15 protein-coding genes are annotated in these 14,090 nt (G+C 67.0%); 5 read left to right on the forward strand and 10 right to left on the reverse strand.

Annotated features, from left to right (window positions below):
• The first annotated feature begins 308 nt into the window (after nucleotides 1-308).
• Complete coding sequence (locus tag F0344_RS04400) at nucleotides 309-1,184, forward strand: chitosanase (protein WP_308460885.1); 876 nt, start codon at nucleotides 309-311, stop codon at nucleotides 1,182-1,184.
• A 75-nt stretch (nucleotides 1,185-1,259) separates the two neighbouring features.
• Here F0344_RS04400 and F0344_RS04405 read toward each other — a convergent pair whose 3' ends face one another.
• From F0344_RS04405 to uraD, 5 genes are all read right to left on the reverse strand, one after another.
• Nucleotides 1,260-2,693 (reverse strand): nucleobase:cation symporter-2 family protein, encoded by a 1,434-nt coding sequence (locus tag F0344_RS04405; protein WP_185297514.1) that lies wholly within the window; start codon nucleotides 2,691-2,693, stop codon nucleotides 1,260-1,262.
• Nucleotides 2,694-2,960: 267 nt separating this feature from the next.
• Nucleotides 2,961-4,349 (reverse strand): 8-oxoguanine deaminase, encoded by a 1,389-nt coding sequence (locus F0344_RS04410; RefSeq protein ID WP_185297515.1) that lies wholly within the window; start codon nucleotides 4,347-4,349, stop codon nucleotides 2,961-2,963.
• Between the two features lie 242 nt (nucleotides 4,350-4,591).
• Complete coding sequence (gene pucL / locus F0344_RS04415; protein WP_185297516.1) at nucleotides 4,592-5,515, reverse strand: factor-independent urate hydroxylase; 924 nt, start codon at nucleotides 5,513-5,515, stop codon at nucleotides 4,592-4,594.
• Nucleotides 5,516-5,521: 6 nt separating this feature from the next.
• A complete protein-coding gene (gene uraH / locus F0344_RS04420; protein ID WP_185297517.1) occupies nucleotides 5,522-5,929 on the reverse strand; it encodes a hydroxyisourate hydrolase in 408 nt (135 codons plus the stop codon).
• Complete coding sequence (gene uraD / locus F0344_RS04425) at nucleotides 5,929-6,441, reverse strand: 2-oxo-4-hydroxy-4-carboxy-5-ureidoimidazoline decarboxylase (RefSeq protein WP_185297518.1); 513 nt, start codon at nucleotides 6,439-6,441, stop codon at nucleotides 5,929-5,931. The genes uraH and uraD overlap by 1 nt, the downstream gene beginning before the upstream one ends.
• Before the next feature lie 229 nt (nucleotides 6,442-6,670).
• Between uraD and F0344_RS04430 the strand changes: the two genes are divergently transcribed.
• Entirely contained in the window at nucleotides 6,671-7,357 is a 687-nt protein-coding gene (locus tag F0344_RS04430; protein WP_258049659.1) for a recombinase family protein, read from the forward strand.
• Between the two features lie 192 nt (nucleotides 7,358-7,549).
• Here F0344_RS04430 and F0344_RS04435 read toward each other — a convergent pair whose 3' ends face one another.
• Complete coding sequence (locus F0344_RS04435; protein ID WP_185297178.1) at nucleotides 7,550-8,710, reverse strand: IS4 family transposase; 1,161 nt, start codon at nucleotides 8,708-8,710, stop codon at nucleotides 7,550-7,552.
• Between the two features lie 39 nt (nucleotides 8,711-8,749).
• On the opposite strand from F0344_RS04435, the gene F0344_RS04440 reads away from it, so the two are divergent.
• Entirely contained in the window at nucleotides 8,750-9,706 is a 957-nt protein-coding gene (locus F0344_RS04440) for a recombinase family protein (RefSeq protein ID WP_258049660.1), read from the forward strand.
• Here the strand turns inward: F0344_RS04440 and F0344_RS04445 are convergent.
• From F0344_RS04445 to F0344_RS04460, 4 genes are all read right to left on the reverse strand, one after another.
• A complete protein-coding gene (locus tag F0344_RS04445; protein ID WP_185302510.1) occupies nucleotides 9,654-10,505 on the reverse strand; it encodes an IS3 family transposase in 852 nt (283 codons plus the stop codon). The genes F0344_RS04440 and F0344_RS04445 overlap by 53 nt on opposite strands.
• Nucleotides 10,506-10,707: 202 nt before the next feature.
• On the reverse strand, nucleotides 10,708-11,013 hold the full coding sequence (locus F0344_RS04450; protein WP_185297520.1) for a transposase: 306 nt from the start codon (nucleotides 11,011-11,013) through the stop codon (nucleotides 10,708-10,710).
• A 422-nt stretch (nucleotides 11,014-11,435) separates the two neighbouring features.
• Nucleotides 11,436-11,831 carry a helix-turn-helix domain-containing protein gene (locus F0344_RS04455; RefSeq protein ID WP_185297521.1) on the reverse strand — a complete coding sequence of 132 codons (396 nt, stop codon included), beginning with the start codon at nucleotides 11,829-11,831 and terminating at the stop codon, nucleotides 11,436-11,438.
• Nucleotides 11,828-12,067, reverse strand: coding sequence for a hypothetical protein (locus F0344_RS04460; RefSeq protein ID WP_258049662.1), 240 nt, complete (start codon nucleotides 12,065-12,067; stop codon nucleotides 11,828-11,830). Before F0344_RS04460 ends, F0344_RS04455 begins: the two co-directional genes overlap by 4 nt.
• A 219-nt stretch (nucleotides 12,068-12,286) precedes the next feature.
• Here F0344_RS04460 and F0344_RS04465 point away from each other — a divergent pair, with 219 nt between their 5' ends.
• On the forward strand, nucleotides 12,287-13,126 hold the full coding sequence (locus tag F0344_RS04465; RefSeq protein WP_185297523.1) for a TIM barrel protein: 840 nt from the start codon (nucleotides 12,287-12,289) through the stop codon (nucleotides 13,124-13,126).
• A gap of 48 nt (nucleotides 13,127-13,174) precedes the next feature.
• Entirely contained in the window at nucleotides 13,175-14,068 is an 894-nt protein-coding gene (locus F0344_RS04470; RefSeq protein WP_185297524.1) for a 2-hydroxy-3-oxopropionate reductase, read from the forward strand.
• Nucleotides 14,069-14,090: the final 22 nt, after the last annotated feature.

Consider the following 14,090-nt stretch of genomic DNA (forward strand, 5'->3'; position numbering starts at 1 on the left):
ACCGCGGGAGCGGCGCGCACGGGGACCGGGCGGAGGAGCAGCCGTGCGCGCCGGTCCCCGTACGGGATGAACTGCACTTTCATTGCCCCCCCGAGGCCCCGCACCCACCCGTGACCCGGCTGTCGCGGGCCCCGTTGGAGGGGTGGACGCGTACGCGGTGACGGGGTTCCCGCGCGCCGTGACAGGGCCGCCCGACCGGGGCAGGTCATCGGATCATCTTCGACGCGGGGGTATGCCGCGCGCTCCGCACTCTGATAGTAAAGCTTCCTAACAGACGAAGGGCACGACGAACTCCCCCTGGAGGACAGGTGCACAACCCCCATAACCGCACCGCACGTCGCACCACCCGACTCACCCGCCCGGCCGGCTTCGCCGCCCTGGTGCTCGGCCTCACGCTCACGGCGACTCCCATGACCGCCTTCGCCGACGAGGTGCCCGCCACCCCGGCCGCACATCATCAGGAGGCCGCCGCGACCGGGCTCGACGATCCCGCGAAGAAGGACATCGCGATGCAGCTGGTGTCCAGCGCGGAGAACTCCTCACTGGACTGGAAGGCGCAGTACAAGTACATCGAGGACATCGGCGACGGCCGCGGCTACACCGCGGGCATCATCGGCTTCTGCTCCGGCACCGGCGACATGCTCGACCTGGTCGAGCTGTACACCCAGCGCAAGCCGGGCAACGTCCTCGCGAAATACCTGCCCGCCCTGCGCGCGGTGGACGGCACCGACTCCCACGAGGGGCTCGACCCGGGCTTCACGAGGGACTGGGCGAAAGCCGCGTCCGACTCCGCCTTCAAGAAGGCGCAGAACGACGAGCGCGACCGGGTCTACTTCAACCCGGCCGTCAAGGCGGGCAAGGGCGACGGGGTGGGCACCCTCGGACAGTTCGCCTACTACGACGCCCTCGTCATGCACGGCAACGGCGGCGACAGCGCGAGCTTCGGGTCCATCCGCAAGAGGGCGCTCTCCAAGGCCAAGTCACCGTCGCAGGGCGGCAACGAGGTGACGTACCTCAACGCGTTCCTGGACGCCAGGGTCTGGGCGATGAAGCAGGAGGAGGCCCACTCGGACACCAGCCGGGTGGACACCGCTCAGCGCGTCTTCCTCAGGAACGGCAACCTGAACCTGGACCCGCCGCTCGACTGGAAGGTGTACGGCGACAGCTTCCACATCGGCCGGTGACGGCCCCCTGACACCTGTGGCGCGTACGGCGGTCGCCGTACGCGCCACGGGGTGGTGCGCGGTGGTACGGGTCCGTCAGTGGACGGGCACGGGGGTCGCGTCCTTCGGGGCCGGTTCCGATCCGGGTGCCTGCTCCGGGTCCGTGTCCGCGTCCGGCTTGCGGCCGAAGTGGTTGAAGGCCAGGTTCAGCAGGATCGCCACCACACAGCCGGTGGAGATGCCCGAGTCGAGGACGACGAGCATGTCCTTTGGGAACGCGTGGTAGAACTGCGGCGCGGCGATCGGGATCAGGCCGATTCCGACGGCCGCCGCGACGATCAGAGCGTTCTCGCCCTTCTCCAGGGCGGCGGTGGCGAGAGTCTGGATCCCGCTCGCCGCGACCGAGCCGAACAGCACGATGCCGGCGCCGCCGAGCACCGGCAGCGGCACGATCGCGATGACGGAAGCGGCGACGGGGACGAGCCCGAGCACGATCAGGATGCCACCGCCCGCGGCGACGACGAACCGGCTGCGGACCTTGGTCATCGCGACGAGGCCGATGTTCTGTGCGAAGGCGCTGCACATGAAACCGTTGAACAGCGGGCTGATGGCACTGCCGAGGGTGTCGGCGCGCAGACCGCCCTCGATGGTCCGCTCGTCCGCGGGACGGCCGACGATCCGGCCGAGAGCGAGCATGTCCGCGGTGGACTCCGTCATGCACACCAGCATCACGATGCACATCGAGATGATCGCGGCGATCTCGAACTGCGGTGCGCCGAAGGCGAACGGGGTCGGGAAGCCGACCACGTCGGCGTTCTTCATGGGGCCGAAGTCGGTGATGCCGACCGGGATCGCGATCAGTGTGCCGATGACCAGACCGAGCAGGATCGCGATCTGCTGGAGGAAGCCGCGCAGCAGTTTGCGCAGGGCCAGCACGATCGCCAGGGTGACGGCGGCCATGGTGATGTTGGTCATCGAACCGTAGTCGTCCGCGGCGGAGTTGCCTCCCTGGGACCAGTTGAAGGCGACCGGCAGCAGCGAGACACCGATCAGGGTGATCACGGTGCCGGTGACCACGGGCGGGAAGAAGCGGACCAGCTTGCAGAAGTACGGGGCGAGTACGAATCCGAGCAGGCTCGCGACGATGATCGCGCCGAAGATGACGGCGATCCCGTCGTGGCCCCGGTCCTTGCCGATCGCCACCATCGGCGTCACCCCGGCGAACGACACCCCGTTGACGAACGGCAGGCGGGCGCCGATGCGCCAGAACCCGAGGGTCTGGAGCAGGGTGGCTATGCCCGCGGTGAAGAGGCTCGCCCCCATCAGGAAGGCGGTCTCCTTGGCGCTGAGCCCCAGGGCGGGCCCCACGATCATGGGCGGCGCGACGACGCCCGCGTACATGGCGGCCACGTGCTGGAGCCCGCTGGTGAACATCTTCAGGGGCGGGAGGGTCTCGTCGACCGGGTGCTTACGGTCCGCGAGAGCGGCTGTGTCTTGAGCTTCACTGCGAAACCTGGGCTGAGCGGCCACGGCGGTTCCTCCGGTCGGTGGCACGTCGTCGGTGACGTGGGTGTCAGGGAGGTGGTGCGGAGTGGTGCGTTGGTGGGTGCTTCGTCGCGCATGCGTGGTGATGCGGGTGGGGATGCCCGGGCAGTGGTTCATCACCGGTCCGGAGGGTGCGCACCTGTGGTGTGCGCCCTCCGGACCGGCTGCCGTGGACCCCGCTCGGGTCCACGGCGGCCGGACGAGGGCCGTCCCCCTCGGCCGGCCGGTTCATGGGGGTGCCGTCGCCGTACGTCAGGCTCCGGCGGCGATCCGCGCGAGGCGGCGGGCCTCGTCGCGGGTGTCACGTGCGATGGCGTCCTCGTCCACCGTGACCAGGTGGCCGTCCTCGACGACCGGCTTCCCGTCGGCCAGGGAGAGCGTGACAGGGGCCGCGGCGCCGAAGACGAGCGCGGTCACCGGGTCGGCGATCGAGGAGTGGGCGAGGGTGTCCAGCCTCCACAGGACGAGGTCGGCGAGCTTGCCGGCCTCCAGCGAGCCGATCTGGTCGGCGCGGCCGAGGACCTGGGCGCCGCCGTACGTACCGAGCCGCAGGGCCTGGCGGGCGTTCAGCGCCTTCTCGCGGTGGGCGCCGAGGCGGTTGATGAGGAGGGCGTTGCGCAGTTCGGTGTGGAGTTCACCGGACTCGTTGGACGCCGTGCCGTCGACGCCGAGACCGACCGGGATGCCGGCGGCGAGCATGTCGGGTACCCGGGCGATGCCCGCGGCGAGGCGGGCGTTGGAGGACGGGCAGTGCGCGACGCCCGTTCCCGTACGGGCGAAGGCGGCGATGTCGGAGTCGTTCATGTGGACGCAGTGCGCCATCCACACGTCCTGGCCGAGCCAGCCGTTCGCCTCGAAGTAGTCGGTGGGTCCCATCCCGAAGAGTTCCTTGCAGAACTGCTCCTCCTCGACGGTCTCCGAGCCGTGGGTGTGCAGCCTCACGCCCTTGCGGCGGGCCAGCTCGGCGCCCTGGGCGAGGAGTTCGGTCGAGATGGAGAACGGGGAGCAGGGCGCGACGGCGATCTGGGTCATCGAGCCGAACGAGGCGTCGTGGTGGGCGTCGATGGCCGCCTCGGTGCCCGCGAGTGCGCCTTCGAGCGTCTCGACCGCGAAGTCCGGCGGCAGACCACCGTCCTTCACGCTGCGGTCCATGGAGCCGCGGGCGAGGGTGAACCGCACACCCATGTCGCGTGCCGCCCCGATGATGGCGCCGGAGAGGTCTCCGGAGCCCTTCGGGTGGACGTAGTGGTGGTCCATCGCCGTGGTGACACCGCCGCGCGCCATCATGGCGAGCGAGCCCTGCGCCGCGGCGCGGACCATCGGCTCGTCGATGCGCGCCCAGGTCGGGTAGAGCGCGACCAGCCAGTCGAAGAGGTTGTGGTCGGTCGCGAGGCCGCGGGTGATCCACTGGTAGAAGTGGTGGTGGGTGTTGACCAGCCCGGGTGTGAGGAGATGACCGGTGCCGTCGATGCGGCGAACGACGCCGGCGAGGCCCTGCGGTGCCTTGCCCGCGCCGACGGACTCGATGCGGTTGCCCGCCACGACGACGTGCCCCGACGCGTACTCGGTGTCATGGGCGTCGACGGTCGCGATCGAGCAGTTCTCGATGACGATGCGCTGAGGGTCTGCCGAAGCTGCCATGGTGCTTCCCTTTTCTCTCATCGGCGATGTGGGCACGGCAGGACCCCAGGAGAATGTGAGTGCCACAGTGGCGCGGCTGTGGGTGCCGAGATGGCCACGTCGGACCGGATGCACGGAGCTTTCCGGCGGTGCGGAACACGGGCCTTCTGCCGGCCCCGTTGCGGGCTGTGCCATGGGGTGGTCCCTCCGGGATGACCGGCCCGCGCCCGCTGTGGACGGGCGGGGGCCGGATCAGTGCCGCGTCAGAGGTTGGTCATGTCGACGGGGATCTTCGGCTCGACGCCGTCCCGCAGCACGGTCGCCTCGATGAGGCCGTACGGGCGGTCCGCCGCGAAGTAGACCTCGTTGTCGTTCTTGAGGCCGAACGGCTCCAGATCCACCAGGAAGTGGTGGTTGTTCGGCAGCGAGAAGCGCATCTCGTCGATCTCGCTGCGGCTGTTGATGACCCGCGAACCCATCTGGTAGAGGGTCTGCTGGAGCGAGAGGGAGTACGTCTCGGCGAAGGCCTGGAGCATGTGCTTCTTCACCTGCTCGTACGACTTCTCCCAGTTGGGCATCCGCTGGCCGTCGCTGGTCCAGTTGTAACGCCAGGCGGCCGACACGTCGGTGCACAGGACGCGGTCGTACGCCTCCTTGAGCGTCGTGTACCTGTCCTTGACGTAGCCCCAGAACTCCGAGTGGGTGGAGTTCATGACGGTGAGGTCCTTGAGACCGGAGATGATCTCCCAGCTCTCGCCGTCGAAGGTGATCTGGGTGGTGCGCAGCTCCTGTCCCTTGCGGGCGAAGGAGTGGTTGACCTCGTCGGCACCGATGAACTTCGAGTTGCCGTCCGACGTCGCGATGCGCTCCCAGGCGTACTCCTGGATCCGGATGCGCGCGACCTTGATCGGCTCCTGCGAGGTCACGAAGTGCCGGGCGAGGTGGATGCCGAACTGTTCGGCGGACTCGATGCCGTACTCCTTGGCGAACGCGTACACCGTGTTCTTGGTGGTGTCCGTGGGCAGGACGTTGCCGTTGGAGCCGGAGTAGTGGACGTCGTCCATGTCACCGGAGAGGGCGACGGAGACGTTCAGGTCCTTGATGTGGTGGGTGTCGCCGTCCCTCGTGATTCTGACGACGCGGTTCTCTGCTTTGCCGTACTGGTTCTGGCCGAGAATCGTGGGCATTGTCTGCTAGCTCCCTCGGTAAACGGAGTAGCCGAACGGGTTGAGCAGCAGCGGTACGTGATAGTGCTCGCCCGGACGGACGGCGAAGGTGATCGCCACTTCCGGGAAGAACGCACCGCTGTCCCTTACGCGGGGGGCGTCCTGCTGCGCCTCGGCTTGCTGGTTGTTCGCACTGTCGTTCTTGACGAAATACGCCTCGACCCGGAAGTCGAGCCGTACGTGGGTCGTGCCCTCCGGCAGCGCCGGCAGGTCCTTGCACCGCCCGTCCGCGTCGGTGGCGGACCCGCCCAGTGCCGTCCACTCGGCATCGGGGCCGCTGCGGGCCTCGATCGAGAGGGCGACACCTTCGGCGGGGCGTCCGATGCTGGTGTCCAGGATGTGCGTGGACACCGAAGCAGTGGTGGCGGTGCTCATCAGTCCTTCTCCTCTTCCACGAGACGGCTCAGCCGGATGCGGTTGATCCTGCCCAGTTCGGTGCGCACGTGTCCGCGCTCCTGCTCGGGCGAGTTCTCGATCCGGGCCTTCACCGCGTCACGCATCTGCTCACCGGTGGCGCCGGTGGCGCAGATCAGGAAGACGTGTCCGAACCGCTTCTGGTAGGCCAGGTTCAGTTCGAGCATCTCGTCCCTGAGTTCCTCGGAGGCGCCGGCCATGCCCCGCTGTTCGCGGGAGGAGGCCGGGTCGCCGGGCTTCGGGCGGCCGATCGGTGGATGACCGGCCATGGCTTCGGCCAGATCCTCCCCGGAGAGCTCGGCCATGGCGGCGTCGCTCGCGGAGAGAAGGGCTTCCACCGTGGGGTACGGGCGCCGGGAGAGGATGATGCTCACCCAGGCCGCACTGGCACACACCTCGTGCAGCGCGGCGGTGGCCCCGCCGCCCGCCAGGGTGTTGAACCGGGCGAGGCCCGGCGTCGAGCTCGAAGTCACGGGAGCCTCCGTGGCTGTTTTTCGCTGTGCGTTGTTCGGGCTGCGGACAGCTAACGCCCTCCGCAACACGACGTCAACACTTTGTTGAAATATCGCGAACGGAGAAAGCCGCCGTCCCGGCATCCGGACGGCGGCTCGCCTCGGAGCTGGATCAACTACTCACCCTTGGCGGCGTTTTCCCGGTTTAGGTAGTTGTAAACGAAGAACTACACCCAGTTATCCTAAACGAGTGACCCTGACCTTTGAAGAGCTTTGGCCCGTAGACCTCCTGGACGAAGCCGGCTGGTCCGCCTCCGAGAGAAGAGAACTTGCAGACCTTCTGGAGCGGATGTCTCTGCTCCCAGCAACCGCACCGCGGTCTCTGCTGTCCATCCGCCTCTCCATCCTGAGTGAGGAGACCACGTCACCCGTTCGGCAGGAGCTAGACCTAGTCCGTATGGCCGTAGAGCGGGGTTGCCGTGTCATCGGCATCGCAAGAGACCTTGGAGTCTCAGCTACCAAGGTGCCGCCCTGGAAGCGACCTCAGCTCGGGGACTGGATCAGCAACCGAGCCCCGGAGTTCGACGAGATCTTGTTCTGGAAGCTTGACCGCTTCGTCCGACGTATCTCGGATCTTCACCTGATGATCGAATGGTGCAAGGAGTTTCAGAAGACCCTTGCTGCCACGAATGACCCGATTGACCTCTCTACCGAGTTCGGTCAGTTCATGGTCACCATCATCGCCGGCATGGCTCGCATCGAAGCTGCCAACACAGGTGTCCGCGTCGAGTCCCTGTGGAAGTTCTCCCGCACCGTTGAGAAGCGCTGGATCATTGGCAAGCCTGTCTATGGCTACAGGACCAAGGACGAAGGTGATGGAACCAAGTCCTTGGTCATCAACCCAGAGAAGGCCCGAGCCCCAATGGCCATGAGTTAGATCGGGTCGGGTGTCAGTGTGTGGAGCACGATGGTGCGGGTGACGCGCCGGGTTCCGGGGTCGGTTGAGCTGCGGGTTTGGTAGCTGAGATGGGGGCGTTTCGTGGTGCGGGGCGTGGTGCGGGTGGGGCGGTCTCGGATGTGCATGCCGGGGAGGTCGGCTATGAGGAAGTGCAGGGCCTTCGCGAGCTGGTCAGGGGGAAAAAGCCGTCCTGAGGGAGCTTTTGACGGCGTCCAGGACGGGCGGGAAGCTGATGCGGGCGGGGTCGATGCCCGCGATCACGGCGGCCCTGGCGATCAGGGTGCGCAGGGCCTGGTAGACGCAGAGTAGCGCCCACAGTTCTTGTCGTACTCCCTCGGGTTTGCCCGAGCGCAGGATGCCGCCACTTTGCCGCAGGTCGACCTTGAGCAGTTTGAAGAGCACTTCCACCGACCAGCGTTCGGCGTAGTTGCGGGCCAGCTCCAAAGCGGGCGCGTGCTCAGGGTCCAGCAGGGTGGTGATGAGGCAGAAGACCTCGCTGATTCCGCCGTCGTCGGCGACGGAGTACTCGATGACTCGTACCGTGACCCGCTGCGACTTCCGCTCGCCGCGCAGTTCGGACAGGTACGTGCCGTCGGCCAGCCGTTTCTTGACGGGCAGGGTGAAGGAAGCCGAGACGCGCCACAGCAGTTGTGCGCCCGTCGCGGCGGCAGCCCGGTACAGGCCGAACGAGGGGAAGCCGCGGTCGGCCAGCAGCAGCATGCCGGGCGCCAACCGGTCCAACAGGCGGGTGAACAGGGTGCGTTCACCGACCGCGATGGAGTCGAAGGCCGCCCCGGTCAGGGCCAGCGTGCCGCACTCGGCCAGCGCCACCAGGCGGACCTGCGGCCGGCTTCCACCGGCCGGAACCGCGAACGCCGCCTCGTTCCGCTTCCCCGAGGGCACATCGAAGACCGTGCCGTCCACCGCCATCAACCGCAGCCCCCGCCAGAACGCCTCCGGGGTGCGCTCATCGGCCACCGGGGCTGCGACCTCGTCGAACAGGTTCCGCAACGGCGCCTCACCCAACCGGTAACGGGCCAGCGAGATCGCCCCGTCACTGGGCACCCGGTATTCGCCCCAGCCGCCCCGCGACCACCGCAGCCCCTCCAGCAGGCCCCGCAGGGTGCGCACGTACCCCTTGCCCGGCTCCAACCACAACGCCAGCGACAAATACATCATCAACTTCGCCGGCAACGACCGCGTTCGCTCCTCACGCGCCCCCGCCTCATCGATCGCCGCCCGCACGGCCTCCTCCGGGAACACCGCCGCCAGCAACCCGATCGACACGTCATCCGTCAGCCGCCCCGCGGCCACACCCTCAATCCGCTCCACCCCAAGATCATCGCACCCCGGGCAGCTAACTCAGGACCATTGGCCCGAGCCCTGCGTTGGGTGTACTCCATGGTCTCCCGCGGATCGTCCCTGTACCGAGCCTGCAAGATGTTGACCCGAGCGGGAATCCTGCCCCCAAACAAGGGCGTGTGGTCGTCAGGGAATCTAAAAGTGATCCTCATCAACCCTGCCCTCATGGGCTATAGGGTCTACCGCCCAGAGGGGCACAAGCAAGGAAAGCCCCCTTTGGTCACGTACAACACGGAGAGGGTTCCCATCAAGATCACCGAAGGCATCTTCACCAAGGAAGAGTTTGACCGGCTTCAGTCCATCCTGGAAGTAAGGGCGAATAAGGGGATCAAGGCACAGAACCGGCGAACCCCCTTCCTGGGAACTATCAAGTGTGGTCGGTGTGGGAAGAACTGGTATGACACATCCAAGACCTGGAAGCGGGTCAGTGGAGAGGTCGTCAACACCAACCGGCTTCGGTGCTCCTCGTACTTGACTGGAGCTTGTGGCATGAAGGCTCTCAATGAGCCCGAGAAGATCTATACCTTGCTCAAAGACACTGTGCTAGATGAGATCGGGGACTATCAGGTGGTTCACCGCAAGTACGCCCGCGGTGATGACAACCTCGCAAGGAAGCTCCAACTCGAAGAGCAGATCAGCCACTACATGACCTCCCTTGAGCCGGGAGGAGCCTACCGAGACGGGGGCTTCATTGAATCCCGTGCGAAGGAGACCTTGGCCTCTTTGGGCAGAGAGCTAGCCAGCATTGATCCGGAGTCGGTGGAGGATCGCTGGACGTATGAGACCCAGGGCGTTACGTATCGTCAGCACTGGGAGAATCACGGGGTTGAGCAGATGGAGGAAGACCTGATCCGAAGCGGGATCACCTTCGTCATCTACGAAGACCATGCTGATCTGAATGTTCCCCATGACATCAAGGAACGGTTGGTTGTCCGCGGGGACTTCTTCGAGAAGAAGCGAATCTGAGAACACAAAGGAATGTCGGGGCGCCTGAACTTGGACCCACTTTTGCCGGATGAATGAAGTTCCCCCCGCGAACTGGGCAGCGGGTGTTTACGCTGCCGGGGCGAGGTTCTGCCTGAGCAGGGATTTCGTTTCGAGCGGGGTGACGTACCCGTAGTCGGGGTGCCGACGGGGCCGGCTGCGGTTGTACTCGACCTGAGCGTAGCGGAAAACGTCGGCCCGGGCGGCTTCGCGGGTCTCCCACATGGTCGTCCCGATCTCCGGCTTTCAGGATGACGAACCAGCTTTCCGCGGCGGCATTGTCGTAACAAGAGCCGACGCGCCCCATCGACTGCCTCATGCGCAACTTGCGCATTTCGGTTCGGAATTCGTCACTCGTGTACTCGCTGCCGCGATCCGTATGCTTGACGCAACCGAGCTCCAGTCCGCCACGCCCGGCCGCCATCCGCGAGGCGGCGACCGGCAGCTCGGCGCGGTGGTGATCGGCCATCGCCCAGCCGACCACCTCTCGCGTCGCGAGATCGATACAGGTCGCCAGATACAACTTCCTTTCCAGCGTGACGAGTTCAGTCATGTCGCCGACGAGCCGCATCCCGGGCCGGGGCGCGGTGAAGTCCCGGCCGATCAGGTCGAGCGCGAACACCGCCCGCTTCGCCTGGCGGGGCAGGCCCCGACGCAGGCGGCGGGTGATCCCGACGATCCGGTGCTTGCGCATCAGCCGCTCGACCTTCTTGGCGTTCACCACCCGCCCGGCCCGCCGCAGGGCAGCGTGGACCCGCGGGGCCCCGTAGCACCGCGAGATCCGGCGTGGAGCACCCGGATCTCACCCACCAGCACCTCCTCGGCCCGCTCCCGCACCGTCCGGGCCGACCGTGACGCCCTGTGCGCGTAGTAGGTGGAACGGGTCACTCCCAGCACACGGCACAGAAACGCAACGCTGTGACCTGCAGGATTACCCTCTGATGCCTTCTCCGCATCGATGAAGCGACACCGTGCCGCGGTGTCTACCTCATCTTGTCCTGAGCGAAGAAGGCGGTCGCTTTTCCCAGAACCTCGATCGTGGCCTCCTGCTCGCGGACCTTCCGCCGCAGCCGGACCAGCTCCTCACGCTCCGCAGTGGTCAAAGCCCCGGCAGGCCCCTCACCGCGGTCGATCTTCGCCTGCTTCACCCACCCGCGCAGCCCTTCCGGGCTCACACCCAGATCCCTCGCGACCTCGGTGACCGTCTTCTCCGAGGTCGACGCCAAGGCGACCGCGTCCCGCTTGAACTCGGCCGTATACCGCTTACTCGTATTGCTCTTCTTACTCACTACCTGTTACTGCTTCCTCCGGGACCATCCGTCCCAGTATCAAGCTGTCCAGCCGACAGGGAACTTCACTGCGGCCCTCCTCCATGCTCACCGGCCGGACGAACACACTCGGTCGACGCCCCACGAGCACCTCCAAATCCGATCTTGGAGACAGTCTGCTGACCGCCCGGCAGCACGTCGATTACCCGGTCAACCTCATGAGACGAGCCACTAGCTCTCCATGACTGCTTGTCCTGGTAAAGCCACCCTCCTGACACGGCAGGGGCCTACAGGGTGGCTTGCTTCCCGGGCTGACCTGTCAGGCCTGGAAGCTCCATCCAGGCCCTTCAGGTACGCCATCAGTCTCAGCCTGTCGTCAGAAGTCAGACTCTGTGCTGACTCAGTCAACGACTGGGCTGTTTCCGCAGGTGAGGGGCCACTTCTCATGCCTCACCACGAGGCTTGGCGGCCCGCTTCTCCTCTTGGGAGTTGATGTAGTTGTAAACCGTGAACCGGCTGACACCCAGAGCACCCGCCACCGTCTCCACCCCGTGCCGTACGGAGAAGGCACCGCGTGCCTCCAGGGTGCGCACGACCGACTGCTTCGTCTTGCGGTCCAGGTCACAGAGCGGCATCCCGTGCCGTCGCTCCATCGCGGCCAGGATGCGATCCAGCGAGTCGGAGAGCTGCGGAAGCCGTACGGCTATGACGTCCTCTCCTTCCCAGGCGAGCACCACGTCGTCGTCGGCCGCCTGCCCGGGGGCCAGCAGCTCGGCGCCCATCGCGTCGACGAGCGGCTTCACCGCGCTGACCAGGGGGTGATCCGCGGACTCGGTCACCGTGCGTCCTCCCCGATCACGTTGACCTGGAAAGACACCCGGGTGGCGCCGGACGCCAGGGCCTTGCGCAGCAGGGCGTCCACCGCGGTGAGCACCTGGTCCGCGCCCCCCTCGGCCGTATTACCGAAGGGTCCGACGTCCACGGCGTCCAGTTCGGCCGTCTGGATGACCTCACGGGCCACCACCGCGTGGGCGGGCGCCTCGTCCAGGTCGAAGGGCTCGGTGGTGAATTCCACCCTCAAGCGCACTGTGCCTCCCTCGTGTCCCCGTCGCGGCGGTCTGCCCCGCGGCTCGGCCATGACCTTATCGGCCCAGGCCCCGCCGCCCGGGCCGATGACGGCACCGCGGACCGGCCCGGATTTCGGGCACCCCCTTGACAGCCGCGCCACCCGTTGTGCAATCTTCCGTTAAGCAGAAACTAACTTCCGCAATACGGAAGGAGCACCGAACCCATCATGGGCTACCCGGACCAGCGCTTCAATGTGAACCTCTCGATCCTCTTCACGGAACTCCCGCTCCTGGAGCGTCCCGCGGCAGCAGCCGCGGCGGGCTTCACGGCGGTCGAGCTGTGGTGGCCCTGGATCGGGACCCCCACCCCCGAGCAGACCGAGCTCGACGCCCTGAAGAGGGCGCTCGACGAGGCCGGCACCCAGTTGGTGGGGCTGAACTTCTACGCGGGGCAGCTGCCCGGCCCCGACCGGGGCGCACTCTCCGTCCCCGGTACGGAGTCGGACCGCTTCCGCGCCAATATCGGGGTGGTGGCGGATTTCGCCGCCTCGGTCGGCTGCAAGGCGCTCAACGCGCTGTACGGCAACCGCGTCGACGGCGTGGACCCTGCCGTACAGGACGAACTCGCCCTGGAGAACCTGGTCCTGGCCGCCCGCGCGGCGGACCGGATCGGGGCGGTCCTCCTGATCGAGACCCTGAACGAACCGGAGTCGCCCCGCTACCCGCTGGTGAGCGCACCGGCCGGCATCGAGGTCGTCGACGAGGTCAACGCGGCGACGGGTCTCGGGAACGCCAGGTTCCTGCTCGACCTTTACCACCTGTCCATGAACGGCGAGGACCTCAGCCAGGTGATCAAGACGTACGCCGGGAAGACCGGCCACGTCCAGATCGCCGACAACCCGGGACGCGGCGCGCCCGGCACCGGCTCGCTCCCCCTGGAGCGGCTCCTCGACGAGCTGTCCGCAGCCGGTTACGACGGCTGGGTCGGCCTGGAGTACAAGCCGGGCGACCGGCCGAGCGCCGAGTCGTTCGCATGGCTCCCGGCAGAGGCCCGGGCGGCCCGCTGAGGGGCGTCAACTCCCTCTCGTACAACCGCTTTTCAGGAAGGCACCCTCATGAGCAACAACCTCCCCGAGATCGCGTGGATCGGGCTCGGCATCATGGGCTCCCCCATGTCCGAGAACCTGGTGAAGGCCGGCTACGACGTCACCGGCTACACCCTGGAGCAGGACAAGGTCGACCGGCTGGTCGCGGCGGGCGGCAAGGGCGCCACCTCGATCGCCGAAGCGGTCAAGGACGCCGACGTCGTCATCACGATGGTGCCCGCGTCCTCGCACGTCGAGGCCATCGCCTACGGTCCCGGGGGCATCCTGGAGAACGCCAGGTCCGGCGCCCTGCTGATCGACATGTCGTCGATCACCCCGCAGACCTCCGTGGATCTCGCGAAGGCGGCGAAGGACAAGGGCATCCGCGTGCTGGACGCCCCGGTGTCCGGCGGCGAGGCCGGTGCCATCGAGGCCGTACTGTCGATCATGGTCGGCGGCGAGCAGACCGACTTCGACGCCGCGCAGCCGATCCTCGAGGCGCTCGGCAAGACCATCGTGCTCTGCGGTCCGCACGGTTCGGGCCAGACGGTGAAGGCCGCCAACCAGCTGATCGTCGCGGTGAACATCCAGGCGTGCGCGGAGGCCGTGGTCTTCCTGGAGAAGTCCGGCGTCGACCTCGCCGCCGCGCTCGACGTCCTCAACGGCGGACTGGCCGGCTCCACCGTGCTGACCCGCAAGAAGGACAACTTCCTCAAGCGTGACTTCGCGCCCGGGTTCCGGATCGATCTGCACCACAAGGACATGGGCATCGTCACGGACGCCGCCCGCAATGTCGGTGCCGCACTGCCCGTCGGCGCCGTGGTGGCCCAGCTGGTCGCGTCCCTGCGCGCACAGGGTGACGGCGGCCTGGACCACTCGGCCCTGCTGCGCGCCGTCGAGCGCCTCTCCGGCTCCCAGGTCTGACCCGGTCCGACCTGGGAGCTGA

The organism is Streptomyces finlayi, from assembly GCF_014216315.1.
Lineage (GTDB): Bacteria > Actinomycetota > Actinomycetes > Streptomycetales > Streptomycetaceae > Streptomyces > Streptomyces finlayi_A.

Coding starts and splice junctions, on each gene's coding strand:
- F0344_RS04410 (WP_185297515.1), bottom strand. CDS start 4,349: ATGGCAGCTTCGGCAGACCCTCAGCGCATCGTCATCGAGAACTGCTCG.
- pucL (WP_185297516.1), bottom strand. CDS start 5,515: ATGCCCACGATTCTCGGCCAGAACCAGTACGGCAAAGCAGAGAACCGC.
- uraH (WP_185297517.1), bottom strand. CDS start 5,929: ATGAGCACCGCCACCACTGCTTCGGTGTCCACGCACATCCTGGACACC.
- F0344_RS04465 (WP_185297523.1), top strand. CDS start 12,287: ATGGGCTACCCGGACCAGCGCTTCAATGTGAACCTCTCGATCCTCTTC.
- F0344_RS04470 (WP_185297524.1), top strand. CDS start 13,175: ATGAGCAACAACCTCCCCGAGATCGCGTGGATCGGGCTCGGCATCATG.